Here is a 24,663-nt window from a genome sequence, read left to right as displayed (position 1 = left end):
GTGGTCGACCCGCCGCGGAACAGCTTCGCGGTGCATTCAATTTAAAGTTACGTACAACGCATTTAGGAGTTAGCACCGGCCACCCATTCCTTTCAAACCACGCGTTGTTTTTTTAGTTACTGACACCATTTGTCAGAAAGGTGAAACTGGGCGAGTCCTGGTAGGCATTAGACATATTTCACCCCATGCCGGGCTTGCCTAGCTTGATGGGCAAGGTATAAACGACCGAAACGTTTTCACCGTCGACCGTGCCCGGCGTCTGAAATGGCGCAATTCGCTTGAGGGCATCCAGCACCGCCTGGCCCATTCTTACCGTGGGCGCTTTCAGCACAGTAGCACCCGAAATGGTGGCGTGCTCATCGACCACTACTTTGATGATAACGAGCCCGTAGTTGCCCCGAAGCAAGTCTTCCGGTGGCAGCACGGCCGCTTTTTCAATGTCTCTGACCAGGCCGGTCAGGCCGTGGGGATAAAGCGGGGCGTGTTTGTCTTCGCGGCAATCCTTGGCCTGCCCGGTGGGCGTGAAGCATTGCTGGCTCACCAGTTTGTCTTGGCTATACACCTTGGTGCGGCTCAGCACGCCATTGGCGTCGTACACCTGCACTTCGCCCTGCGGGTGGCCGCCCACATACTCTTCGCGCTTGCGCAGCTTTCCCGCTTCATCGTAGCTCAAGGCCACGCCGTGGCGCAGGCCCAGCCCAACGTGGGCCAGGGGCACAATGCGCCAGAGCTTGCCCGAGGGGTAATACTCGCGCAGGGTCCCACTAACGCTGTCGCGCATCGTTATTTCGGCGCGGTGGTCGGCCCCGGCGGCGCTGCGCAGCTGCTCGCCGCTTGCCGTCAGATACACGGTTACTTTGCGCGGCCCTTTAGCAGTGGCCGGTTGGGCCGCGGCCTTGATGGTGCTTACGCAAACGATGCAAGCGGCAAAGGCAGCAATGCGATGCATAGGCGCTGTAGTTTTAGCCTAGTCGTTCATCACCGGCACATAGGTGTCCATGAAGGCGGACGAGGTGCGGCTGTAGGCCTCGTTGAATTTCTGGTTCTGCGTGTTGTAGGCGTTGATGTTGGCGTTGATGGTTTGGGCGTCGACCTTGGTGAGGTGGTCCTTGTTTTTCATCAGCTCCGCAATCTGCACAAACTGCTTGGCGCACATCACCACGTAGAGGTTAGCTACGTCGCGCGCAGCGTTGCGGTAGGCCACGTCCTTGCCTCGGAACGCGGGCACGGCCGAAAGTTCGGTGGCCGACTTCTCGGCCTCGGCGGCCAGCATCACGCGGGCGGCCTCAAAGGCCGCGGCATTCTGGGCATTGAGGGCGTCGGTGAGCTTGGCGCTGGCTTTCTGCACCCGGAAATAAGGCAGGAACACCTGGTGCTGGTACTTGTTCACGGCCGTTACCTGGCGGGTGTACTCGGCCAGCTTCACCGACTCGCGCGTCGACTCGATGTTCATGCCGAACTGCTTGGCAAAGCGTTTCTGGGCGGCGTTCACGCTGTCGTCCACCACGGCCAGCTTGGCTTCGGCGGCTTCCTGAGCGGCGTAGTAGCGCTCCATGGCCTCGAAGCTTTCGGTGCGGGTGGCGGCTAGGGCGTTCACCTGCTTGTAGTCGGCTGAGTACACCTCCAGCATGGTTTTGAAGGCCTTGAGGGCCGCGGCGCGCAGCTCGGCGTTGCCCTTGAAGGCGGCGGGCATGCGCTGCACGTTGGCCACGGCCACCTTGTTCTGCTCCACCACTTCGAGGCGGCGGTTTTCAATTTTCCGGTCGTTTTCGCTGTGCGCGGCCTTGCTGATGTAGCGCAGGTTTTTCTTGAGCAGGTCCACCTGCTCGTTCACAATAGCGTTGTTGTAGCTGGCCGGGTCGGCGAAGGTCTGGGCCCCGGCAGGCAGGGCCAGGGCAGCGAATAAAAGGCCTGTGGCAGCGAAATGGGTAAAAAGGCGCATGCAGGAAATAAATTGAAGTTGAAGGAATTAATGCAGTAGCAAAGATGCCTGCTTGCCTCACTTTTCCAACTCCCGGCGCGGTATCTTTTTGCCCCTGCCCGCTCTACTGAATGCGGAACGTGACCGGCACCGTGAACGACACGGCCACCGGCTCGCCGTCCTGCCGGCCCGGTGCGAAGGGCTTGAGCTGACGCACGGCGCTCACGGCCGCGTCCTGCAGCGACTCATAGGCGCGGGCGATGCCTTTGGGCACGTCCCCGGGTTTGATATCATTCGGCTTAATGTCCTGCACCCGGCCGTCTTTGCCCACCACGAAACTTACCTTCACCACGCCGTACACCCGCTGCTTCAAGGCGTCAACGGGGTAGCGGACGTTGAGCATCACGGCGCGCACCATGGCCGCTTTGTCGCCGGCGCCTTCCGAGTACACCGGCATTTGCTCGTAGGGAAAGTACGCCACGGGCTGGCCGTCAGGACCGAAGCATTCGCCCGTGTCAGGCTGGTCGGACTGGTGGTGTTCGCGGCGCTTGAGGGTGCCATCGGGATAGTAGGTCACCAAATCCCCCACCACATGGCCCGCCTGAAAAGAGGCCTGGTAGCGCAGCTGCCCGCTCTCGTAGTATTCGCTCACGGTGCCGTGGCGCAGGTTCTTGCGCACGCTGGCAAAGGGCACGAAAGACTTGAGCTTGCCTGACGGCAGGTAGTAGGTGCGCGTGGTGCCACTCACGGTGTCGCGGTAGATGGTTTCCTTGCGCTCCACGGCCCCCTGTTCGGAGGGCAGCTGGTGGCGGTTGGCGTCGAGGTACACAACTTCCGTAAGCCGGGCGGTGGGCGCGGTCGGCGCCGTGGGCTGGTCTTGGGCGTAGCTGGCGGTAGCCAGGCTCAGGAGGGCGGCTGTGAGCAGCCATTGAGAATAAGTCATGGGGCTAACGTGCCTATTGAAGTGCAAACATGACGGGAATGGTGTAGGGCACCCCAATGGGCTCGCCATCCTGCTGGCCGGGCGTGAAAGGCTTGAGCCGCTGAATGGACTGCACCACTTGCTCGTCGAGCGACGGAAAAACGCCTTCTATTACCCGCACATTGGCCACCTCGCCGGTTTTGGTGACGTTGAAGCTCACCAATACCCGCCCGGCTTTACCCGCCTTGATGGCATCTTTTGGGTATTTCACCCCGCGCTGAATGGCATACACCACGGCCGCGGGGCCGCCGTCGCCGGCCGGGTATACGGGCAGCTTTTCGTATTCAAAAAACGGCACCGCTTGGCCGTCGGCCGCAAAGCATTCGCCGGTCGACGTGAAGTCTTTAGTGTAGCGGGCCCGCCGCTTGAGCTGGCCGCTGGGGTAGTAAAGCCGCATTTCGCCCTGGCGGTGGCCGTGCATGTACTCCTCATGGAGGCGCAGCTGGCCATTTTCAAACCAGGATTCTGCCACGCCATGGGCCACGGGCCGGCCTTGCTGAAACTCCACTTCCCGCACGCCGACACGCCGGCCATCCATCCCGAAAGTGCGCACAAACCCCTTTTCAGCATCTACCTGCTCGGTCTCGCAGCGGTAGGCAGCTCCCTGGGCCGAGGGCAGCACCACGCTGGCCGAATCCAGGTATTCGGTTTTGATGCTGACTGCCGTTTGCTGGGCCCGGGCGGTGGTGTCCAGCGACAGCAAGGCTGCCGACGCCCAAATGGTAAACTTCAATTTCATATAAGCAAACAGCCGCTAAGCCGCGGCTTCATCATAATCGTCAATCCCGTTATTCTATCCGGAACGTAATGGGCACTGAATAAGAAACTGCCACGGTCTGCCCGTCGAGTTGGCCCGGGCGGAAGGGCTTGAGTTGGCGGGCTGCTTCGAGGGCAGAGCTTTTGATTTCCTGAAATGCCGCGCGCAGGCTTGGTGCTATTTGCTCCGGCATGGGCTCTTTCTCTATATGCACGGCGCCCACCCGCCCCTGCGCATCGATGGTGAAACCGATGAGGATGCGGGCATTGAGCGCAAGCCGCAGGGCCGCCTGCGGGTACGTTGTCCGGCGCTGAATGGCCTGTACCACGGCCATATTGCTCCCATCGCCTTCGCTGTACACGGGCATGACGCGGTATTCGAAATAAGGCACCGGCTGGCCATCGGGCCCGAAGCACTCGCCGGCGGTGCGCAAGCCTTTCACAAACTGGTCGCGGCGGCGCAGCTTGCCGTCGGGGTAGTACACGAGTAGCTCGCCGTGGCGCTGGTTGGCCTGGTAGCCTTCCATGGTGTGCATCTGCCCGGTATCGTACCAGGTGGTAGTGGCGCCGTGGCGGACTTGCAGGCGCACGTGCCCAAAGGCGGTGATACGCTGCAGCTTGCCCGCCGCATCGTACATGCGCACGGTGCCGGCCACGCTGTCGCGGTAAGTGGTTTCGAGGCGGTAGCTGGCGCCCTGGGCCGTGGGCAGCAGGCGGTGGTCGGCGCTATAGTACTCCGTGGTTTTAGGACGGGGGGCAACGGTGGTCGCCTCCGGCTCAGGGTCTGTTTGGGCGCTAGCCGGGGCGGCGGCAAGCAGCAGGGCGGGCACCGCCAGCAGGGCGCTCCAAAACTTCAGCATGTGGCAGAATAAAAAGCCCTGGTATGTGGAAAGTGTTGACCAGGGACTTGTTTTCAAAGATGGCGAATTTTGTTGGATGCGGACTACCCTACTCGATGCGAAAGGTCATGGGAACAGTGTATAGCACATCCATCGGCTCGCAATCAATGTATTGCGGGCAGAACTATTTCATCCGCCGGATGGCCGCCACGGCTTCTTCGTTTAGGAGTGGCGAAGGCGAATCCACAACCCAGGCATCAACCAGCTCCCCGAAACGACTCACCACAAAGCTCACCGTGACTTTGCCTTGCGCCCCGGCTTTTAACGCCTTAGCCGGATAACGAACCACGCTGTAGAAGGTGCACGGCTTTGGCTTTCCGTTGGGGCATTCAAGCTGCCGGGCCAGCGTATCACAATTCATGAGTGCCCCGCTTTCGCTGAAGCACCTATCCTCAACAACGGAATCCCGCTCAACGCGCAGCTGCCGCCGAAGCTTGTGATTGGGATAGTAGCTCACGCGGGAAACCAAGTGGCCATCATTATAAACCAGTCGGGTTTTGACGCTCCCGTCGTCATAATAGGTAATTGTTTCTCCATCGCGGTAGCGGCGCCTGATATTAGAAAAGGAAGCCATTTCCCTGATTTTTTGCGGCCCGGAAAACCACCGCTCAATGGCCCGCAAGCTGTCGATGTATTCCGTTTGGATAGCATAAACCGCCCCGGTCGGAGAAGGCAAAGGGTGGTTTTTCGCTTCGTAATACACCATACGCTTGGGGTTTGCCTTCTGTGCCAGCAAAGCGCCCGGCATTGCAAGCCAAATCAATAGCAGGAACAGGCGATGCGCATCCATTACAGGCAGGATTGATAGCACCTTTAAAAACGAATCAGGGACGCAAAGTATTGCGTCCCTGATTCGTTGCAAATAGCTCCAGCTATTAGGCCAGGGCCTTGCTCACGGCCGCTTCGGCCTTGGCAATAGCAGCCCCTAGCCCGGCCACGTTCTTGCCGCCGGCCGTGGCGAAGAAGGGCTGCCCGCCGCCGCCGCCCTGGATTTCCTTGGCCAGCTCGCGCACCAGCGTGCTGGCGTTGAGCTTGCCGGCCTTGGCGATGTCGTCCTCCAGCATCACGGCCAGTTGGGGCTTGCCGTCGATTTCGGCGCCCAGCACGGCCACAAGGTTGGGCACGGCCTGCCGAAGGTTGAAGGCCAGGGTTTTGAGGGCGTCGGCGCTGCTGGCCTGCACTTGCGCGGCCAGGAAGCTAACGCCGTTCAGGTCCTTCACCTGGCCCACCAGTTGGTCTTTCTGCTGGTTGATGCTTTGCTGGGCGAATTGCTCGATTTGCTTGCGCAGGGCGGCAATCTCCTCGTTTTGCTTCTCGATGCTGGGGATGAGGTGTTGGGGGTTGCCCAGCGTCTCGCGCACCTGGGCCAGCAGGGCCAGCTGCTGGTCCACGTAGGCTTCGGCCGCGCCGGCCGTCACGGCCTCGATACGGCGCACGCCCGCGCCCACCGCGCTTTCGGCAGTGATTTTGAAATAGCCGATGCTGCCCGTGTTTGCCACGTGCAGGCCGCCGCAGAGCTCCACCGAATAGTCCTTGTCGAAGGTGATGACGCGCACAAAGTCACCATACTTCTCGCCGAACAGGGCCATGGCACCCAGGTTTTTGGCTTCGGCAATGGGCACGTTGCGGCGCTCGTCGAGCGGAATCTGCTGGCGGATGCGCTCGTTCACGATGGTTTCAATCTCGCGCAGCTGCTCATCGGTCACCTTGGTAAAGTGCGAGAAGTCGAAGCGCAGCAGCTTCTCGTTCACGAGCGAGCCTTTTTGCTGCACGTGGCTGCCCAGCACGGTGCGCAGGGCGGCTTGCAGCAGGTGGGTGGCCGTGTGGTTGTTGCGGATGAGGGCGCGCCGGGCGGCATCAGGGCGGGCCAGGAAATCGGCCTCCAAATCCTGCGGCAAATCCAGCGTGGTGTGGATGATGAGGTCGTTTTCCTTCTTCGTATCAATCACGCGCACCTTGCTCAGCGGCGATTCCAGGTAGCCGGTGTCGCCAATTTGCCCGCCGCTTTCAGCGTAAAATGGGGTTTGGTCGAACACCAACTGGTACTCGGTTTTGCCCTTTTTGTCGACTTTGCGGTAGCGCAGCAGGTGGGCCGTGGCCTCGTCCTGGTCGTAGCCTACAAACACGTTGGGGGCGTCGGTTTCGGTCACGGTCACCCAGTCGCTCTGCTCGGTTTCCTGGGCGTTGCGGCTGCGATTCTTCTGCTGCTCCAACTCCTTTTTGAAGCCGTTTTCGTCCACCGTCAGGCCCTTTTCGCGGGCGATGAGTGCGGTGAGGTCGAGCGGAAATCCAAAGGTGTCGGACAGCTCAAACGCGGTTTTGCCGTCGATGACGCCACCGTTGGCGCGGGCGCTTTCTTCCAGCGCGTCGAGGCGACGCAGGCCAGTTTCCAGCGTTTTCAGGAAGGCAATTTCCTCCTCCTCAATCACGCGCTGCACGAAGGGCACCTGGGCTTTGAGCTCGGGGAAGATGCCGGCCATTTGGTCGGCCAGCACGGGCACCAGCTTGTAGAGGAAGGGCTGCTTCTGGTTCAGGCTCGAAAATGCGTAGCGCACGGCCCGGCGCAGGATGCGGCGGATAACGTAGCCTGCCTTCACGTTGCTGGGCAGTTGGCCGTCGGCGATGGTGAAGGCGATGGTGCGGATGTGGTCGGCAATGACGCGGATGGCGATGTCCGTCTTCTCGTTTTCGGTAGCCGGCTGGTCGTTTACCGTTGCGGGGGCAGTGCCGTGGTACTCCAAGCCCACTTCCTTGGCGATGAAGCGGATGAGCGGCTGAAATACGTCGGTGTCGTAGTTCGACTTCACGCCCGACACGGCCATCATGAGGCGCTCGAAGCCCATGCCGGTGTCCACACTCTGCTCGGGCAGCTTGATGAGCGACTTGTCGGCCAGGCGCTGGAACTCCATGAACACGTTGTTCCAGATTTCCACCACCTGCGGGTGGTCGGCATTCACCAGCTCACGGCCGGGCTTTTTGGCACGCTCTTCCTCCGAGCGCAGGTCGATGTGGATTTCCGTGCAGGGGCCGCAGGGGCCGGTATCGCCCATTTCCCAGAAGTTGTCCTTCTTGTTGCCGGGCAAAATCCGGTCGTCGGTGGTGTATTGGCGCCACAGGTTCTGGGTTTCGGTGTCGGCAGCGGTACCATCCTTGTCGTCGCCCTCGAAGTAGGTGACGTAAAGGCGGTCCTTGTCCAGCTTGTACACCTGGGTCAGCAACTCCCAGGCCCAGGCAATGGCGTCCTTCTTGAAGTAGTCGCCGAAGCTCCAGTTGCCCAGCATCTCGAACATGGTGTGGTGGTAGGTGTCGTAGCCTACTTCTTCCAGGTCGTTGTGCTTGCCGCTCACGCGCAGGCACTTCTGGGTGTCGGCAATGCGCTTGTAGGGCGCGGGCTTGTTGCCCAGGAAATAGTCTTTGAACGGGGCCATGCCGCTGTTAATGAACAGCAGCGTGGGGTCGTCCTTCACCACAATGGGGGCCGAGGGCACAATGTGGTGGCCTTTGCTGGCGAAGAAATCAAGAAACTGCTGGCGGACGTGGCTGGCGGTGGGGAGCGACATGAGGGAAAGCGCCAAGCTAGTGTTGGCGAATGATGAGAAACTGTGGATTGACTCCATTAAAAAGCCCACAACCGCGCATAGCTGCGAATTTTAGGCTACTTTTCGGAGTATTTGCAAAGGTAGTCTTATGCCCTATAAAGAGCGCAACATTGAGAAACAGTACTTCACCATCGGCGAGGTAGCCGCCCAGTTCAAGGTGGCCGAGTCGCTGGTGCGCTTCTGGGAAACCGAGTTTGAAGAGTTACGCCCGCGCCGCAGCAAAAAAGGCAACCGCCTCTACACCCCGCAGGACATTGAGGTGTTCCGCACCATCTACCACCTGGTGAAAGAGCGCGGCTACACCATCCCCGGCGCCCGCGACATGCTTAAGCAGAAGGGCCCGCAGCTCAAGGAAAAGATTGACGTGGTGCAGAGCCTAGAGAAGGTGCGCGCGTTTCTGGTGAGTTTGAAGAAGGAGGTGGACGCGGCGGGTAAGGCGGAACCGGAGTAACCTCACCCCCCGGCCCCCTCTCCTTGGGGAGAGGGGGAGCCTAATACTATTCTTTTAAATCCTTTTTCTAAATGAGTGATGGGAAGCGAAAACGAAAAAAAGTCTTCGCATTACCACGCGTTTATGACGGAAGCGGATAGGTGGAAGAGGACATCAAAAGATTACTCGCGGGCGAACCGCTGCAAGGCTACAGCATCGGAAAATGCTTTGTGGCAATTGGTAAGAGGCAATAAGCTAGGGCCTCGCTTTCGGCGGCAGCATGCTATCGAGCGGTATATTGTTGATTTTATTTGCCTGCCGGCCTGGCTCATTATTGAAGTTGATGGTGAATACCATTTGGATAACGAACAAGCCGAGTATGACGGGGGACGAACCCATAATTTGCAGAAATTGGGTTTCCATATCCTGCGCTTTACCAACGAAGAAGTTCTAAACTTCCCTGACCACGTCCTCAAAATAATTACCAGCCACCTGACCAAACACTTACCTAACCCGCAGTCGTTAGGCTCCCCCTCTCCCCGAGGAGAGGGGGCCGGGGGGTGAGGTTACCCGCATGAACGACACCCTCTACCACGAGCTTGCCCTCACCCTTCTACCCGGCATCGGCCCGCAGCTCACGCGGCAGCTAATGAGCTACGGCGGCTCAGCCAAAAACGTGCTGCTGATGCCGCCAGGCAAGCTGCGCCGCATCCCCGGCGTGGGCGAGGCCACTGTGAAAGCCCTCACCGGCCCGGAGCGCGAGAAGGCATTTCGCAAAGCCGAGGCCGACCTGAAAAAGGCCGAAAAAGACGGCGTCGAAATCCTGTTTTACACGAGCAAGCGCTTCCCCAGCCGCCTCAAACTGATTCCGGATGCGCCGGCCATTCTATACTACCAGGGAACTGCCGACCTGAACGCGCCGAAAAGCGTGGCCCTGGTAGGCACGCGCAAGAACACCGACTACGGCCGCGAGCAAACCGAGCGCATCGTGCGCGGGCTGGTGCCGCACCGCCCGCTGGTGGTGAGCGGCCTGGCCTACGGCATCGACATCATTGCCCACCGCGCCGCGTTGCAGGAAGGCCTCGAAACCGTGGGTGTGATGGCCACCGGCCTGGACCGAATCTATCCCCACACCCACCAGAAAACGGCCGATAAAATGCGCGAGCAAGGCGGCCTACTCACCGAGTTTCCCTTCGGCACGCCGCCCGACCGCTACAACTTCCCGGCCCGCAACCGCATTATCGCCGGGCTGAGCGATGGCACCGTGGTGGTGGAAGCTGCCAGCAAGGGCGGGGCCCTCATTACCGCCGAGCTGGCCCTAAGCTACGACCGCGACGTGCTGGCCGTGCCCGGCAACTTGGGCTCCGAGGCTTCAGCGGGCTGCAATGCCCTCATCAAAAGCAACAAGGCGGCGATGTATACCGAACCGCCGGACCTGGAGCAACTGCTCAACTGGGACGCCGCCTTGCACCAGTCGGGCAAGTTCAAGGCGGCTCCCTCCTATTCGACGGCTGATTTCACTACCGAGGAGTTTGCCATCATCACGGTGCTGGCCGCCGCTCCGGGGCGCGAGCTGCATATGGATGACATTGCCTGGCAATCACAAATTGCCATTTACGCCGTGGCCTCGCTGCTGTTGGGGCTGGAGTTTCGGGGAGTGGTGCGGGCAATGCCGGGGAAGAAGTTTGCGTTGGTGTAAAAATGGAAGACATCAACCATTCTCCTGGCCAGGATGAAACGACAGAATCAACTGCTTTTCACTTGCGCGGCCGCCGGGTTACTGGCCTCGGGTGGGCTTTGGTACCGGCAGCAGGCAGCGCAACAAGCAGAAGTGTTGGCCAAGCTGGCAACCTTGGAAACCCAGCTGGAGGCCAACAACCGTGCTCAGACACAGGCAATGGCCAGTACGGTGCGCAGTATCTGGAAATGGGTTGCAAAGAATAATAACCAACGCCGCGATGTGGCCGTGCTTGAGGCCAGCCAGCTAGTGCTTCGCCGTGTGCAGTCTATTTCTGATACGATTCGACTAGCTCGGCAAAGCTTACTAGTGGCCGGGCAGGCAGCCCCTACCGTCAGCCCTCATTCGATTGGGTCGCAGCAGGTTGCCCGGCAGCTTGACCGTTATACCGCTTTTGTTCAGGATTACGTGCCGGAATTGCCGGCCTTGACGCAGGTTGAACCCGGAGCTTCTGACTGGTTTAACACGGACAAGGCACTGCTGGCGGTGGCCCGGGCCAGATTCACCCGACTGGAAGTGTTGGTGCGGCGTCAGGCGGCAGAGGTTCTAAGTCGCTTGGCGCAGAAAGTAGGGACCGGCTGCTGCATGTGCTTTGATAGAATCGGCGCCATGGCAGTAGCCAAGTCGAACACTGTGGCGCCGGGAGCGGCCTATGAAGGCCAGTTGTTCCTCACGCAGTCGGCATCAACCGATGACTTCCGGATGGAGGCGAACGGTAAGCCTTTATTGGTACAGCCCGATGGCCGTGGCGAAGTCCGGTTTCGGGTGCCGCCGCTACGCCCGGGCCAGCCCGATACCGTGCGAGCCGAATGGCACGGCATCATTAAGGCAGAAATGGGATTGGGCGACACAACTTTCCACATTACCGTGCCCTACTTCATCGTTAAGTCCCGCACACTATGAACCGCGTTTTCCTCCTACTGGTATTGGTGGCAGCCGCTGGCGCGGCGGGATTTGGCGCTTACCTTAAGCTGCGCAGCCTAGCGCAACTCAATAGACAACTGTACCGGCTCGACCAGCTTCTGATTGCCGACAACGATGACGCCGACCAGCGTGCGCAGTGGGCCATTCGGGGATTGGAGGCCGCCGTGCAAAAAAACTACAATCAGCCTAAAGAAGTCGCCCTGCTGGCGGCAGCCCAGCGCCTGGATGGCCACGCCGACTCGTTGGCCCGCACCCTGCGCGGATTGGGCGAGGAGCTGAAACACAATGCTTGCCGACCAAATACGGCTATTCCAACTGCAGCGCAGCTGGCCAGTACGGACGCAGCCGCGCAGCTGCTATCCCCCGACGGCCCAGCTTATGTCAATTTGCACCAGCAGCTGAACAAATACCGTTTAGCTGCTCAAGCCCTTAACCCCAATAAGAAGGCTGCTTTGCCTGAACCAGCATTTGCGGAGCTACCCTTAGGAGCTGCTTTAGCCAGCCTTTCCCAACTCGAAAGCGAGGTCCGGACTACGGAGTTAAACACGTTGCAGCATCTGTCTAAAAAGGTCGGCGCGACGACCCTACGTCGGCATTTGGCGGCGTTTTCAACGGCTGCTTCAAGCACCGTGGCGCCGGGCAGTATCTATCAGGCTGAACTGTTTCTGGGCAGCGTTCTGGACCTGCGCTTCACGCCAGCGCAAATGCGCTGCAACGGTCGCCCCGTGCCCGTGGACTCCAACCACGTGGGGCAAGTCCGCTTCATGGCACCCAGGCGGCTCGGCCCGGCCGTGTGGACGGGTACCATCCGTTTCAAAGCCAACGGCCGTGATACCACCTTCCAAGTGCGGGTGCCCTACCGGGTGGTTCGGCGCTGAGTGCAACTAGCCGGCTAGCCTATTTTTTTTCCAACTTTTCCATTATCCATTTAATTGTGGTGCAGACCGACGGTAAGGTGCTGGTGGGCGGCACTAGCGTGCTGAGCAACGGCGTGGCCGTGACGCCCTCGGTGCTGCGCCTGCTCAGCGACGGCACGCGGGATGCCTCGTTTGTGCCTTCGGGCGTGACGGCGGGCCGGTTCCAGTTTTTCCAGAACATGGCATTGCAGCCCGATGGCCAGGAGCTGGTGGCCGGCTACTACTCGCCGGGCTCTCCATTGCCCTTCAGCCGCACGCTGCTGCGCCTGAACAGCACCGGCAATTCGGATAACTTTTTTAACGGTGCGGGCTTCAACACCCCAGTCGTCAACACGGGCCTGAATGCGCTGGTGGTGCAGCCCGATGGCAAAATTCTGGTGGGTGGGCAGTTTTCGAATTACGGCACCACCGCCCGCAGCAACGTGGTGCGCCTTAACCCCAACGGCACGCTCGACACGGGTATTGTGTCGCCAGTGTCGGAATAATTAGAAAGTACGAGCCCGTGAGGCTCGTCCTTTTTTTGTGCGGCCTGCTGCCCGCGGGCCTTACCTTGCGCCCCATGCTGCTGCTTAACAACGACCTGCTGCCTGCCGCCACGCTGCCCCTGCCTAACCGCGGCCTGGCCTTCGGCGACGGCTTTTTCGAAACACTGGTTTTCACCTCGGGCCGCCTGCACCTCACGTCCGACCACCATGCCCGCATGCAGCAGGCTGCCGCCGCCCTCTACCTCAAGCTGCCCGAAGCACTGGCTACTGCCGAGGCTTTAGGAGCCACAATGGCCCGCCTTGTGGCTGCCAACGACTTGACTGCTGCCCGCCTGCGCCTGCAGCTCTGGCGGGCCGGTGGCGGCCGCTACACGCCCCTCACCGACACCGCCGAATGGCTGGCCACCGCCGAAGCTTTCGTACCCGATGACGCGCCCATCGCCAGCATTGACTTCGCGCAGGAAACTCATTCTGTTTATTCCCCGCTCAGCTTTTGCAAAGGCCCGCAGGCTTGGCTCTACGTGCGGGCCGCGCACGAGCGGCAGCAGCGCGGACTCGATGAAATCATTCTTTGCGACACCTCCGGCCACGTGGCCGAGGCCGGAGCAGCGGCCATTTTTTGGGTAAAAAACGGCGTTTTGTTTACGCCTTCGCTGCACAGTGGCTGTGTGGCGGGTGTGAGGCGGGCACAAGTGCTGCGGGCGGCGCGAGCTGCGGGCGTGGAGTGTGCAGAAGGATTATTTCGGCAAGCAGCGCTGCGGGCGGCCGATGCGGTATTTACAGCCAATGTGGCGGCTATTCGGTGCGTGCACCGCCTTGGTGAGGTAGCCTTTAAGGAGTCGCTGCCGCCGTTCCTGACGGCGGCACAAACCGATGAACAATGGTGACGGTATCGGCTAGCATCATCGGGCCGGCATCGTCATCCTGAACATATATACTAACCTCGGTACTATCGGACTGGGCTACTGGGGTGGCCAGGGTGTCAGCTGAAGTGGTAAGATTGATGGCGCTGCTGTCAATTCTGGCGGCCGCTGGCTTGAAGTGCAATTGCCACGCCACCCGCTGCAGTTCGGCATCGAGCGCCATCACGGCTTTGGCGGGCGGCGCGTCGGTGCTCAGGTCGCGGCGCGTGATGGCGATGCTTTCCACGCGGCCATCGGGCCGCACGGTAAGCCGGGCGTAAATGGCGCCCCCCACCCCCGCCCGCAAAGCCAAGGCCGGATAGCTAATAAAATGCTGGAGGTACTGGCTGAACACATCCGTCGCATCGGTCCGCTCGGTCGAATCGGTGAGCTGCCAGTAGCGTGGCAACAGGGGCAGCGCGCCCACCGGCCCAGCCTGAGCCGGTGGCGTGAGGCGACCGGTTGGCTTGCGGCTTTTTGCGCGCAACGGAGGCCCACTGCTCTGCTGCGCCCCGCCGGCGTGGGCAAGCCCGAGCCCCAGGGCAACCAATAGCGAGCAAACAACAGAACGGCGCATCACTTTTTGCAAGAAAAAGGCTTTTGGCCCTACTTCACTGACGCAGGACCGGGGCTTTATACGGCCACCGGCGCTTTAATGGCCGGCCAAGGGTCGTAATTCACCAGTTCAAAATCTTCGAAACGGAAGCCGAAAATATCGGTCACCGCCGGATTGATGCGCATTCGGGGTAGCGGACGAGGCTCGCGCTCCAACTGCAAACGGGCCTGTTCAAGATGGTTGCTGTAAAGGTGCGTGTCGCCGCCCGTCCAAATGAACTCGCCGGGCTGCAGGCCCACCACCTGGGCCACCATGAGGGTGAGCAGCGCGTAGCTGGCAATGTTGAAGGGTACGCCCAAAAAGACGTCGGCCGAACGCTGGTAGAGCTGGCAGGAAAGCTTGCCATCGGCCACGTAGAACTGAAACAGGGCGTGGCAGGGCTGCAGCTTCATCTCGGGCAGTTCGGCCACGTTCCAGGCCGAAACGATGATGCGGCGCGAGTCGGGCTGCGTGCGGAGCTGTTGAATAACCTGGCTGATTTGGTCGATGTGGCCGCCGTGGCCGTCGGGCCAGGAGCGCCACTGGTGGCCGTACACGGGGCCCAGGTCGCCGTTTTCATCGGCCCATTCGTCCCAAATTTTCACACCGTGCTCCTTGAGGTAGGCAATGTTGGTGTCGCCCTTGAGGAACCACAGCAGCTCGTGGATGATGCTCTTCAGGTGCACTTTTTTGGTCGTCACCAGCGGAAAGCCCTCGGCCAGGTCGAACCGCATCTGCGGCCCGAAAATGGACACGGTGCCGGTACCGGTGCGGTCGGTTTTCACAGTGCCAGTGTCGAGGATTTGGCGGAGCAGGGCTTGGTATTGGTGCATGGAAGTAGGCGAAACAAGACCGTCAAAAATAGCGAAAGCTGCCCGTTCGGACAGCTTTCGCTATTTATTCGGTGGGGCACATGAAACTAAACAGCTACTCTGGTTTCATGTTTCTGTACCGCTGCCCGAATACGGGAAGCCATTCCGTATAAGTCGTCGAGTGACGTTATATCAACCCGCTCGCCGCCTTCGACGTCGAACAACGTCACGTATTTTTTACTACTGTTGAAGTGAAGCCGGCAAATGGGCTTGCGGTTGTTGTCGTCCAATAAGATGCCACAATATGACTGAACGTCCCGCATCACCACCCGATTGACCGGAACCGTTTTCCGCAGAATGGCCCGGACAATCATAAAACCTTCGGTTTCCTCTACAGTCGTTTCTATGTCTTTGTCTTTGCTTTCCGTTTCCGATACAGATGTATTTTCTAGGACCGGTGCGGCTGGTACATCATTCACCAATAAGCTTTGCCCACTAGTATCAATCATGGCAGACCTTAGGCGCATAGCTATTTTATCATTCAAAAACTGATGAAACGAGCGATGCACCAAGATGCTGAACTGCTCTTTCAGCTTAGGTGTCAAGACGCCTTCGTAGACCTGCTTCGAAATAAAATTGATAAAATCCGCTGACGGTTGAGTGAACTGCTCTTCAAAATACTTTTTGAAGGCCCGCATGTATTTGAGGTTATATGCTGCGAAGAGCATATCCTCTATGTTGAACGCCGCCTTACTCAATTTCTTTATTTCAGCTACATCATTTTCATTGAAGTTAGTAAGGTCGAATTCTAGAAAAGGCCGCTCATCCATTTTATTCGGCTGTTCTAGGTCAGTAAACAACCGGTATACCAAGCCATTAGTAAGCACGGCAATTCGGGCTTCGGTAACGTGGAAATACCTGAATAGCTGACTGGCATGATTAATATTAAGGTCGCTGCCAACGTGCTTACACTCAATCAAAATAATGGGTTTACCATCACGCATGATGGCATAATCAATTTTCTCACCCTTTTTCGTACCTATATCGCAAATAAATTCTGGTACTACTTCTGTAGGGTCGAACACATTGTAGCCAAGAGCATTAATAAACGGCATAACTAAAGCCGTCTTCGTCGCTTCTTCGGTCTGAATATGCGCAATCTGTTTCTGGGCGCGCGATGCCAGATTGGTTATTTGGTCAATAAGCTCCATAGAACTGAGGGTTGATAGAAGATGGGATAAACTTATGAATTTCTTGCTAATAAAAAAGGCCGCCTCGTTTCCAAGGCGGCCTTTTTAAATGTCGCAAATTTCAATGGAATCAATACTCATCTCCCCTCAAGCCTTAGCCCGCCACAGGCGCCACCACGGCAGGTACGGCTGGTCGTGGTGCTCGTAGTGATAGCCAAAGAAATAGCAACTCACAAAGGCCCACAAGTGGTGCCGGAACTGGCTGCGCGACCGGTGCGGGTTATCGGGCGCGTGCTCGCCCCGGTGCGGCAGGTAGGTACCGAAGAAAAACAGCTGCAAGGTGCCCAGCACGGCCGGTATCATCCAGAAGGCAATAACGTTGGCCTGCGGGAAAAACAGCTTTAGAACGTTGTAGGTCACGGCCATCAGCAGCACCTGCCACCAGGTTACGTAGTTCCAGGCGAAGCGCAGGAACCAGGGCAGAAAGCCGGGGTGGCGGCCATTGTGAAAATCGGGGTCTTCCTCAGTGCCCACGTGGCGGTGGTGGGCATGGTGCTTGGCCAGCATGCCGGGAAACCAATTGAAGGCAAACAGCCCGGCCGTGAGCGTGCCAAGTGCGTTGTTCAGGCGCTTGTTGGCGCTCACCACGCCGTGCATGGCATCGTGCGCGGTGATGAACAGACCGGTATAAAGGTGCGTTTGCAGCAGTGCCAACAGGTAGGGCGCGGGCGAATGCCAGTTGGGCTGGTAGCGCGCCAGCAGAAAGCCCAGCAGCGCTGCCCACAGCCCCACAATCAGCCCGCCAATGGCCACGCCAGTGCCGCCTACGGGCGCAGGCCGGAGGCGAATGGGTGGATTGGCAGGTTGGTGGATTACGATTTCGGGCATTTTATCACAAATACAGCCAGTAGCGAGCCAATAGCAAAATCCACCCAGCCTCTGCCCCACCAATCCGCCTCACAGGCTCAGCAGCCGGTCGCGCACCTGCTCCATCAGCCACATGGGCGTGCTGGTGGCCCCACAAATGCCCACCGACTGCCCCGGCAGGAACCAGGTAGCGTCAATTTCATCCACATTGGAGATGAAGTGAGTTTGCGGGTTGGTGTCCCGGCACACCTGGTAGAGCACCTTCCCATTGGAGCTTTTGGTGCCCGACACGAACACAATCTGGTCGTACTGGGTGGCGAAGCGGCGCAGGTCCTTGTCGCGGTTGCTCACCTGCCGGCAAATGGTGTCGTTGGCATTCACCTGGTAGCCGCGGGTTTCCAGCTCGTTCTTGATGTTGTAGAAGCTGTTGGTGCCCTTGGTGGTTTGGCTGTAGAGGGTGATGTTTTCGGGCAGCTCGTGGCGCAACAGCTCGTCGAGGTTCTCAAACACCACGGCGTCGCCGCCGGTCTGGCCCAGCAAGCCCAGCACCTCGGCGTGTCCGTGCTTGCCGTAGATGAAGATTTTTTCCTTGCGGTCGAAGCTGGCTTTGATGCGGTTTTGCACCTTGAGCACCACCGGGCAGCTGGCGTCAATCAGCGTCAGGTTGTTTTCGAGGGCCATCTGGTAGGTGGCCGGCGGCTCGCCGTGGGCCCGGATGAGCACGGCCTCGTTGCGCAGCTCGGCCAGCCGCTCGTGGCAAATGATGCGCAGGCCCCGCGCCTCCAGGCGCTGCACCTCCTCGTCGTTGTGCACAATGTCGCCCAGGCAATAGAGGTAGCCTTGCTCGTCGAGCAGGTCTTCGGCCATCTGAATGGCGTAAATCACGCCAAAGCAGAATCCGGAGTTGGGGTCGATGCGGACGCTGAGGTGTAAGTGGGGCATACGTCAGGACTAACCGCGAAGCCACCGTTAAGGTTACGGCTGCCGGCAACGTTTTCGGTGAGGGCCAAAAACTACGTCAGAACCGCTCCTTCCGGTTTTTGGTTTACTCGGCCACGCGCTTCAATCGCTCGGCCTCGGCCTCGCTCACGTGCCCGCGCCCCACCAGGAAACCGCGCACCGTGCGGAAGGCTTCGGCGTCGAGCCCCGAGTTGGGATGGGCCAGGGCGGCGTTGAGCAGCAGCTCTTTGTCTTCGTCTACGTGTTTGCTCAGGCCCAGGAAGGCCGGCAGGTTGCTTTCGACCGAAAAGCGCAGGAAACGGATTTCGGGATTGCGCGGGTCGAGGCTCACGGCTTGCTCGAAGGTGCGGGCAGCGTCCTGCACATAAGTCAGCTTGTTAAACATGGACGCGTCGCGGGCCCGAATGGCTTCGGCGGCACCTTTGTAGGCCAGCACCAAGCCGTTGCGGTCGTTGTAATCGGCCAGCAGCTTGTAGAATTTCTCGCCAGCGGCTTTGTCGGAAGCGGCTTGCTCGTAGTGGCGGCGCAGAACGGTGGGATGGAAAGGCGAGGAAGACACAGCGTTGAAAGAAAGGAGGTTGGAATCGAAATATGAATCGGGGGCAAGACCCACATGGGACGCGCCAAGGGTAAGCTTGCCGGCCGGCCAGGTCTTCAGCCGCCAGTCGGCCGCCACGGAGGGCGAGGCCTCTACCAGGGCAATCAGGGCGAGCACATGAAACGGGGAAATACGCATAGCAGTAAAATTACAGCCCACGGCGCCAACCCGCCGGCCCCAGCCGGCTCAGATGCGCGACAGCCGGTAGCGGAAATAGGAGCCCAGCAGGAGCAGCAGCTTGGTATTGTCGGGTACGCGCACCCGCTCGCCGAGGATGCGCGCCGCGGGCAGCTTTTTGATTTTATAGAACAGCTTGAGGTAGTACACATACGCGAGGTACACGCCCAGCTTGGCCGAGCGCGGCAGCTGCTGAATGCCCGCGTAAGCCGCCTCAAAATCGGCCTTGATGTCGGCCTCAATCTCGCCTTTGGTGGCGTCGTTGAAGCGCGAGTACACCACGCCGGGGAAGTACACGCGGCCCCGGTCCTCGTAGTCGGAGCGAATGTCGCGCAAAAAGTTCACCTTCTGAAAAGCGGCTCCCAGCCGCCGGGCCGGTTCGCGTAGCCGTTCAAACAGCGCCGCGTCGCCGTCGCAGAAGATGCGCAAGCACATCAGCCCCACCACCTCGGCCGAGCCGTAGATGTACTCGTTGTACAAGTCGGGGTGGTAGCTCTGGTCTTCCAAATCAAGCGCCATGCTGTGCAAAAACGCCTCGATAAACTCCCGGTCGATGCCGTAACGGCGCACCACGGCCTGAAACGCATGCAGCACTGGGTTGAAGCTTAGGCCGGCATCCAGCGCTTCGTAGGTCTGGCGCCGGAAGTCGGCCAGCAGCGCCGCCTTGTCGTGCTCATGAAAAGTGTCCACAATTTCATCGGCCCAGCGCACAAACCCATACACGGCGTACACCGGCAGGTGCAGCCGCTCATCGAGCGTGCGGATGCCCAGCGTGAACGAGGTGCTGTAGCGCCCAGTGATGAGCTTGCTGCACGCCAGGCTGGTATCGGTGAAAAGTTGAACGTGGTCCACGAGGGAGTGTTGAGTGTTGAATGTTGCGTTTTGAATGAAAGGAAATGAGTGCGGAAAAAGCCAATAACCCAGTGCGGCTTAACTCAACACTCAAAATTTAACACTCAAAACTCCTTTAAGACTTCGCCCGCTACCACTTGGCCCGAGATGAGCGAGGGCGGCACGCCCGGACCCGGCACGGTGAGCTGGCCCGTGAAATACAAATTTGCTACTTTTTTACTCTTAAGCGTAGGCTTCAGAATGGCAGTCTGTTTCAGCGTATTAGCAAGGCCGTAGGCGTTGCCCTTGAAGCTGTGGTAGTCGGCCATAAAGTCGCGGTGGGCGTAGCTGCGCTTGAATACCACGTGCGCCCGGATGGGGTGGCCACAATGCTTTTCCAGCCGGTCGATCAGCAGGTCGAAGTACCGCTCGCGGGTAGCCTCGTCGTCGGCCAGGCCAGGCGCCACCGGAATGAGCAGAAATAGGTTTTCCTGGCCTGCGGGGGCCACAGCAGGGTCGGTTTTGCTGGGCACCGAGGCGTAGTAGAGCGGGCGCGTGGGCCACTGCGGCTGCTCATAAATTTCGCGGGCGTGCTGGTTCAGGTCTTCGTCAAAGAACAGGTTGTGGTGGCGCAGCTTGTCGAGCTTGCGGTCGACGCCGAGGTAGAACAGCAGGCTCGACGGCGCCATCACGCGTGAATCCCAGTACTGCGCGCTGTAGTGGCGGTATTCCGGCTTGAGCACTTGTTGCTCGATGTGGTGGTAGTCGGCCCCCGCCACCACGGCTTCGGCGGCATAGAAACCGCTGGCGGTGCGCACGCCGGTGCTACGGCCGTTTTCGACCACAATTTCCGTCACTTCCTGGTTGTATTCGATGCGGACGCCCAGTTCCTCGGCCAGGCGCACCATGCCTTCCACTATTTTGTGCATGCCGCCCTTAGGGTACCAGGTACCCAGCGCCAGGTCGGCAAAGTTCATGAGCGAATAAAGTGCGGGCGTGTTTTCCGACGTGGCGCCGAGGAAGAGGATGGGAAACTCAACCAGTTCCAGCAGGCGCGGGTCTTTAAAGAAGCGGCGCACGTGCTTGTGCATGCTTTGCAGCACGTCCATGCGCACCATATCAACCAGTAGCTTGGGGTCGGCGAATTCAAAAACCGAGCGGCTAGGGGCGTACACCAGCCGGTTGATGCCCACCTCGTACTTGTAGGCCGCCTGTTTCAGAAACTCGTCGAGGCGGGCGGCGCTGCCGGGCTCGTAGCGCTCAAACAGCGCGCGCAGCTCGCTCATGCGGGCCGGAATGTCTACCGCCTCGGGCCCGCGAAAAATGACCTGATACGAGGGGTCGAGGCGTACCAGTTCGTAGTAGTCGGCCACTTTCTTGCCAAAGCGGGCAAAGTACTTCTCGAACACATCGGGCATCCAGTACCAGCTCGGGCCCATGTCGAAGGTGAAGCCTTCGGCACGAAACACCCGCGCCCGACCGCCGGGCCCCTCGTTTTTTTCCAGCACGCTTACCTGCCAGCCTGCCTGGGCCAGCGTGCTGGCCGCCGCCAGCCCCGCAAAGCCCGCTCCAATGACCACCGCGCGCTTCGGCGGGGTGGCCGGTGGCGTGGTGGCTGCGGGAATGGCAGCAGAGGCCGCCGTAGCGACAGGGGCAATAACAGGCGAAGACAAAGCGGGAACGGACGAGGTAATAAAAAAACGAAGTACAGCAAAAAAGAAGCCGCCGGCCCAGCGCCGCGACTTGCAGCGGCAGAGCCGGCGGCCTCCGCGCGGGGCGGCTAGGGTTATTCCTCCACCACGTCGGCGCCCGCGCTGGCACCTACGGGCGCATACACCTGCAGGGCCGATTTCAGGTCCTTGCGGGCAATGTGGATGCGGTTTTTAACAGTGCCAATAGGAATTTGCAGCTTCTCGGCAATCTCCATGTATTTGTAGCCGATGTAGTACATCATGAACGGCGTGCGGTAGTCAGAACCGAGGCTGGCAATGGCCTCGTTGATGTCGCGCACCACAAAATCGGACGTGGCGCCGTTGTGGGTGATGTAGTTCTGGTCGGTGTTGAAATACTGAAAATACTCCGTCGAATCGATGTTGGAGCTGCGCTTGGTAATCTTGTTGTAGTTGTTGATGAAGGTGTTGCGCATGATGGTATACAACCACGCCTTCAGGTTGGTACCCGCCTTAAACTTGTCCTTGTTGAGCAGGGCCTTGAGGAGGGTTTCCTGCACTAAATCTTTGGCGTCGTCAGCGTCTCGCGTCAAGTTCATGGCGGCGGGCCGGAGCGTCAGCGAAATTTTCTGCACTTGCGAGGTGAATTCGAGCGAAGTCATGCTGTTTAGCTTTTCGTGACCATTTGTTAAACAAATATACGAGCCCGCCGCAAATACAGCTGGCTCCGGCCAAACTATTTCGCCCGGCACCCCGGCTTCGATTAAGCCGGCGCGGCAAGGTACGCCGGGCCGATGAATCGGTCCATTGCCACCCCGCCACTAGTCGTTATCAAATAATGAAGCTTCGCGGGCAAGTACGAGCCCTGGCGCCCGCGCGGTTTGGTTTTAGGCGGCTACGGGCTCGGGGGCGCTTTCGGCCACCAGCGCCAGAAAGTCCGTCATCAGCTCCGGCGAAACGCAGTTTTTGGGGAGCACCAGCCCTTCCTGGCGGGCCAGAGGACCATAAAGTACTACCAGCTTATCGGGGCAGCAGTTGGCCACGGCCTGGGCGTACTCCCCTACCCGGCTGCGTTCCGGCTGGGTGGTGAGCACGGTGGCCAGCGCGTCGGGGTCGTAGGCCCGGCACACCGCGTGCAACTCCTCCAGCGGCAGGTTCTGGCCCAGGTACAGCGTGTGCTGCCCCCGCGCCCGCAGCACGTAGTTCATAAACAGCAGCGCCAATTCGTGCAGCTCGTTTGAGGGCAAAAACAGCACCCACCGCTTGGAGGTGGCTGGCACGCTGGGCAAGGCATCGGTGGCGGCCAGCAGCTTCTGACGCAGCATATGGGCCAGCAGGTGCTCTTGTGCCGGGTTCACGGTGCCCGCCAGCCACATCAGCCCGATGCGCTGCAGCAGCGGGTAGGCCACAAACAGCATCATCTTCTCGAAGCCCAGCCGGGCGCCGGCCTCGCTCAGCAGTTGGTTGAGCCGTTGCTCGTCGAAGCTGAGCATGGCCGCTAGCAGGCCGTTCACCTGCTGGTGGTAGTCGTGCACGTCGTTGCAGCAGGCCAGCACGGCCGCCTGAATCTCTTCGTCGCTGAGCTGGGCTACCTGCGAGATGCGGCGCCCCCGGGCGCACAGCGTGGTCACATTCAGCAGGCGGCGCAAATCGCTCTCGCAGTAGGTGCGAATGTTGGTGGCCGTTCGCACCGGGCGCAGGAGGCCGTAGCGCTGCTCCCACATCCGGATGGTGTGTGCCTTGACGCCCGAAAGCTGCTCTAAGTCGCTGATGGAGAAATGGCCCATTGGGTGATGATGGTAGCTGGAAAGAACGTCATGCTGAACGTAGTGAAGCACATCTACCGCAGCAGTAATACGAATTACTATAGCGGTAAAGATGCTTCACTACGGTCAGCATGACCTGTTTTTCCCTTATTTTCTTGGTTACGATTCCGGGCCTGCTTTCGCGCTAACTCCAAATATTTCGGCGACACCCACAGCAGGCCAAACTCGGCCGAGCCGTCGCGCCCCGTGGTTTTGTGGTGGGTTTTGTGGGCCATGTTGAGCGCCCGCAAATAGGTATTCTGCGATTTTTTCCAGAAGCGCAGCCGGCCGTGAATCAGCACGTCGTGCACGAAGAAATAAACCGTTCCATAAGCTGCAATGCCCACGCCTACCCAAAACCACCAGCGCCCGCCGTTGTCGCCGGTGATGAAAAGGGCGGCCGAAATGGCGCCGTAAATCAGGAAGAACAGGTCGTTGCGCTCCACCGGGTGCGGGTGCCGCACGTGGTGCGAGCGGTGCAAAAACCACAGCGGCCCGTGCTGCACAAACTTGTGCATAAACCACGCCCAGAATTCCATGAATCCGAAGGTGGCGAGGGTGATACCGAGGGCGGCAAATGCTGTCATGCGGAAGTAACCCCAACGGGAAACCGGATGTTTTTTTAGTGGTTAGTGATTAACGGTTAATGATTAGTAGCTAGCACGTTGCGCAGTCATTAAAAACTAATCATTAATCGTTAATCACTAACCATTAAATAATTACCAGCCAATTTTTTCCTTGTTCAGAAAAGCCGCAATGCCCCGGCGGCAATCTTCCGAGCCGCGGGCTTCGGCGTTGCGCTGGGCGGCGTAGCGGAGGCCTTCTTCCAGGTCCATTTCGGGCAGGCGGGCCAGCATCTCTTTGGTTACTTCCATGCTTTGGGCCGAGTTTTCGCGGCACAGGCGCTGGGCGTAGATGCGCACGGTTTCGGCCAGCTCTTCCTTGGGCACCATGAAGGTGATGAGGCCCATATCCAAGGCAGCCTGTGCCCCGATGACATCGCCGCTGAGCAGGAGCTGCTTGGTGCGGGCTTCGCCGATTTTACGCACCAGAAACACGCTCACAATGGCCGGCAGGAAGCCGATTTTCACTTCGGTGTAGCCAAACTTGGCTTCAGGCACCGCAAAAGTCAGGTCGCAGATAGCGGCCAAGCCGCAGCCGCCGGCCAGCGCGTGGCCCTGCACCTGGCCAATAACCACCTTTTTGAGGGTATAAATCTGGTGGAACAACTGCATCAGGTGCGTCGAGTCCTCCAGGTTGTCGGTGTAGCCGAAACCTTGCAGGTCCTGGATGTAGGCCAGGTCGGCGCCGGCGCAGAACACGTCGCCGGCGGCGCGCAGCACTATCACCTTCGCCTTTTCGTCATTTTCCGCGAATTCAAAGGCCTGTTTGAGCTCCGTCACCACGTCGGCGTTCAGGGCGTTGCGCTTGTCGGGGCGGTTGAGGGTGATGTAGCCGATGCGGTCCTGGGCTTCGTAGCGGATGTAGCGCAGGGCTTCGAGTTCGGGCGTGAGCAGGTTTTCCATGAGGGGCGGGAACGGCGCGGACGGATGGTTGTAACCAGGATGCTCTTTGCGACGCAATGGTGGCATCCTCTCAGCAATA

Annotated in this window: 26 protein-coding genes; 7 read left to right on the top strand and 19 right to left on the bottom strand. The window is 59.5% G+C overall.

Annotation, left to right across the window (positions count from 1 at the left end):
* Positions 1-178 precede the first annotated feature (178 nt).
* The 7 genes from I2I01_RS01205 to alaS form a co-directional block, all read right to left on the bottom strand.
* Positions 179-949, bottom strand: coding sequence for a hypothetical protein (locus I2I01_RS01205; protein WP_196284600.1), 771 nt, complete (start codon positions 947-949; stop codon positions 179-181).
* Positions 950-967: 18 nt separating this feature from the next.
* The gene (locus I2I01_RS01200) at positions 968-1,942 is read right to left on the bottom strand and encodes an LIC11966 family surface protein (protein WP_196284599.1); all 975 of its coding nucleotides are present in this window, start codon (positions 1,940-1,942) and stop codon (positions 968-970) included.
* A 103-nt stretch (positions 1,943-2,045) separates the two neighbouring features.
* Entirely contained in the window at positions 2,046-2,864 is an 819-nt protein-coding gene (locus tag I2I01_RS01195; RefSeq protein WP_196284598.1) for an energy transducer TonB, read from the bottom strand.
* Between the two features lie 13 nt (positions 2,865-2,877).
* Positions 2,878-3,642: an energy transducer TonB gene (locus I2I01_RS01190; protein ID WP_196284597.1), complete on the bottom strand. Its 765-nt coding sequence runs from the start codon at positions 3,640-3,642 to the stop codon at positions 2,878-2,880.
* Positions 3,643-3,691: 49 nt separating this feature from the next.
* Positions 3,692-4,519: an energy transducer TonB gene (locus I2I01_RS01185; RefSeq protein ID WP_196284596.1), complete on the bottom strand. Its 828-nt coding sequence runs from the start codon at positions 4,517-4,519 to the stop codon at positions 3,692-3,694.
* Positions 4,520-4,682: 163 nt separating this feature from the next.
* A complete protein-coding gene (locus I2I01_RS01180) occupies positions 4,683-5,348 on the bottom strand; it encodes a TonB family protein (protein WP_196284595.1) in 666 nt (221 codons plus the stop codon).
* Positions 5,349-5,433: 85 nt separating this feature from the next.
* Positions 5,434-8,118 carry an alanine--tRNA ligase gene (gene alaS, locus I2I01_RS01175; protein WP_196284594.1) on the bottom strand — a complete coding sequence of 895 codons (2,685 nt, stop codon included), beginning with the start codon at positions 8,116-8,118 and terminating at the stop codon, positions 5,434-5,436.
* Positions 8,119-8,245: 127 nt separating this feature from the next.
* On the opposite strand from alaS, the gene I2I01_RS01170 reads away from it, so the two are divergent.
* The 7 genes from I2I01_RS01170 (at position 8,246) to I2I01_RS01140 (ending at position 13,538) form a co-directional block, all read left to right on the top strand.
* Positions 8,246-8,608 (top strand): MerR family transcriptional regulator, encoded by a 363-nt coding sequence (locus tag I2I01_RS01170; protein ID WP_196284593.1) that lies wholly within the window; start codon positions 8,246-8,248, stop codon positions 8,606-8,608.
* Positions 8,609-8,686: 78 nt separating this feature from the next.
* Entirely contained in the window at positions 8,687-9,151 is a 465-nt protein-coding gene (locus I2I01_RS01165; RefSeq protein WP_196284592.1) for an endonuclease domain-containing protein, read from the top strand.
* 10 nt (positions 9,152-9,161) lie between these two features.
* Entirely contained in the window at positions 9,162-10,286 is a 1,125-nt protein-coding gene (gene dprA, locus I2I01_RS01160; RefSeq protein WP_196284591.1) for a DNA-processing protein DprA, read from the top strand.
* Between the two features lie 33 nt (positions 10,287-10,319).
* Positions 10,320-11,228, top strand: coding sequence for a hypothetical protein (locus I2I01_RS01155; RefSeq protein ID WP_196284590.1), 909 nt, complete (start codon positions 10,320-10,322; stop codon positions 11,226-11,228).
* Positions 11,225-12,127, top strand: a complete 903-nt coding sequence (locus I2I01_RS01150; RefSeq protein ID WP_196284589.1) for a hypothetical protein — start codon at positions 11,225-11,227, stop codon at positions 12,125-12,127. The genes I2I01_RS01155 and I2I01_RS01150 overlap by 4 nt, the downstream gene beginning before the upstream one ends.
* 56 nt (positions 12,128-12,183) lie before the next feature.
* Positions 12,184-12,651, top strand: a complete 468-nt coding sequence (locus I2I01_RS01145) for a hypothetical protein (protein WP_196284588.1) — start codon at positions 12,184-12,186, stop codon at positions 12,649-12,651.
* A 74-nt stretch (positions 12,652-12,725) separates the two neighbouring features.
* Positions 12,726-13,538, top strand: coding sequence for an aminotransferase class IV (locus tag I2I01_RS01140; protein WP_196284587.1), 813 nt, complete (start codon positions 12,726-12,728; stop codon positions 13,536-13,538).
* Here the strand turns inward: I2I01_RS01140 and I2I01_RS01135 are convergent.
* The 12 genes from I2I01_RS01135 to I2I01_RS01080 form a co-directional block, all read right to left on the bottom strand.
* On the bottom strand, positions 13,483-14,130 hold the full coding sequence (locus tag I2I01_RS01135; RefSeq protein ID WP_196284586.1) for an energy transducer TonB: 648 nt from the start codon (positions 14,128-14,130) through the stop codon (positions 13,483-13,485). The two genes, I2I01_RS01140 and I2I01_RS01135, sit on opposite strands and share 56 nt — an antisense overlap.
* 56 nt (positions 14,131-14,186) lie before the next feature.
* Complete coding sequence (locus tag I2I01_RS01130; protein ID WP_196284585.1) at positions 14,187-14,981, bottom strand: thymidylate synthase; 795 nt, start codon at positions 14,979-14,981, stop codon at positions 14,187-14,189.
* A gap of 86 nt (positions 14,982-15,067) precedes the next feature.
* On the bottom strand, positions 15,068-16,171 hold the full coding sequence (locus I2I01_RS01125) for a type I restriction endonuclease (protein ID WP_196284584.1): 1,104 nt from the start codon (positions 16,169-16,171) through the stop codon (positions 15,068-15,070).
* Positions 16,172-16,297: 126 nt separating this feature from the next.
* Complete coding sequence (locus I2I01_RS01120) at positions 16,298-17,038, bottom strand: fatty acid desaturase (RefSeq protein WP_196284583.1); 741 nt, start codon at positions 17,036-17,038, stop codon at positions 16,298-16,300.
* Positions 17,039-17,107: 69 nt separating this feature from the next.
* Positions 17,108-17,959, bottom strand: coding sequence for a 4-hydroxy-3-methylbut-2-enyl diphosphate reductase (locus I2I01_RS01115; protein WP_196284582.1), 852 nt, complete (start codon positions 17,957-17,959; stop codon positions 17,108-17,110).
* 103 nt (positions 17,960-18,062) lie between these two features.
* Positions 18,063-18,713: a hypothetical protein gene (locus I2I01_RS01110; protein ID WP_196284581.1), complete on the bottom strand. Its 651-nt coding sequence runs from the start codon at positions 18,711-18,713 to the stop codon at positions 18,063-18,065.
* Positions 18,714-18,761: 48 nt separating this feature from the next.
* Positions 18,762-19,604, bottom strand: a complete 843-nt coding sequence (locus tag I2I01_RS01105) for a phytoene/squalene synthase family protein (protein ID WP_196284580.1) — start codon at positions 19,602-19,604, stop codon at positions 18,762-18,764.
* Between the two features lie 104 nt (positions 19,605-19,708).
* Positions 19,709-21,163 carry a phytoene desaturase family protein gene (locus tag I2I01_RS01100; protein ID WP_196285538.1) on the bottom strand — a complete coding sequence of 485 codons (1,455 nt, stop codon included), beginning with the start codon at positions 21,161-21,163 and terminating at the stop codon, positions 19,709-19,711.
* Between the two features lie 206 nt (positions 21,164-21,369).
* Entirely contained in the window at positions 21,370-21,915 is a 546-nt protein-coding gene (locus tag I2I01_RS01095; protein ID WP_196284579.1) for a sigma-70 family RNA polymerase sigma factor, read from the bottom strand.
* Between the two features lie 225 nt (positions 21,916-22,140).
* Positions 22,141-23,040 carry a MerR family transcriptional regulator gene (locus tag I2I01_RS01090; protein WP_196284578.1) on the bottom strand — a complete coding sequence of 300 codons (900 nt, stop codon included), beginning with the start codon at positions 23,038-23,040 and terminating at the stop codon, positions 22,141-22,143.
* Between the two features lie 77 nt (positions 23,041-23,117).
* Positions 23,118-23,645 carry a sterol desaturase family protein gene (locus I2I01_RS01085; RefSeq protein ID WP_196284577.1) on the bottom strand — a complete coding sequence of 176 codons (528 nt, stop codon included), beginning with the start codon at positions 23,643-23,645 and terminating at the stop codon, positions 23,118-23,120.
* A 132-nt stretch (positions 23,646-23,777) separates the two neighbouring features.
* Complete coding sequence (locus I2I01_RS01080) at positions 23,778-24,584, bottom strand: enoyl-CoA hydratase/isomerase family protein (RefSeq protein WP_196284576.1); 807 nt, start codon at positions 24,582-24,584, stop codon at positions 23,778-23,780.
* Positions 24,585-24,663 lie beyond the last annotated feature (79 nt).

Source organism: Hymenobacter properus (assembly GCF_015694735.1).
Taxonomy (GTDB): Bacteria; Bacteroidota; Bacteroidia; order Cytophagales; family Hymenobacteraceae; genus Hymenobacter; species Hymenobacter properus.
Note: the sequence above shows the minus strand (reverse complement) of the source record. Positions and strands in the feature narration are given on the sequence as shown.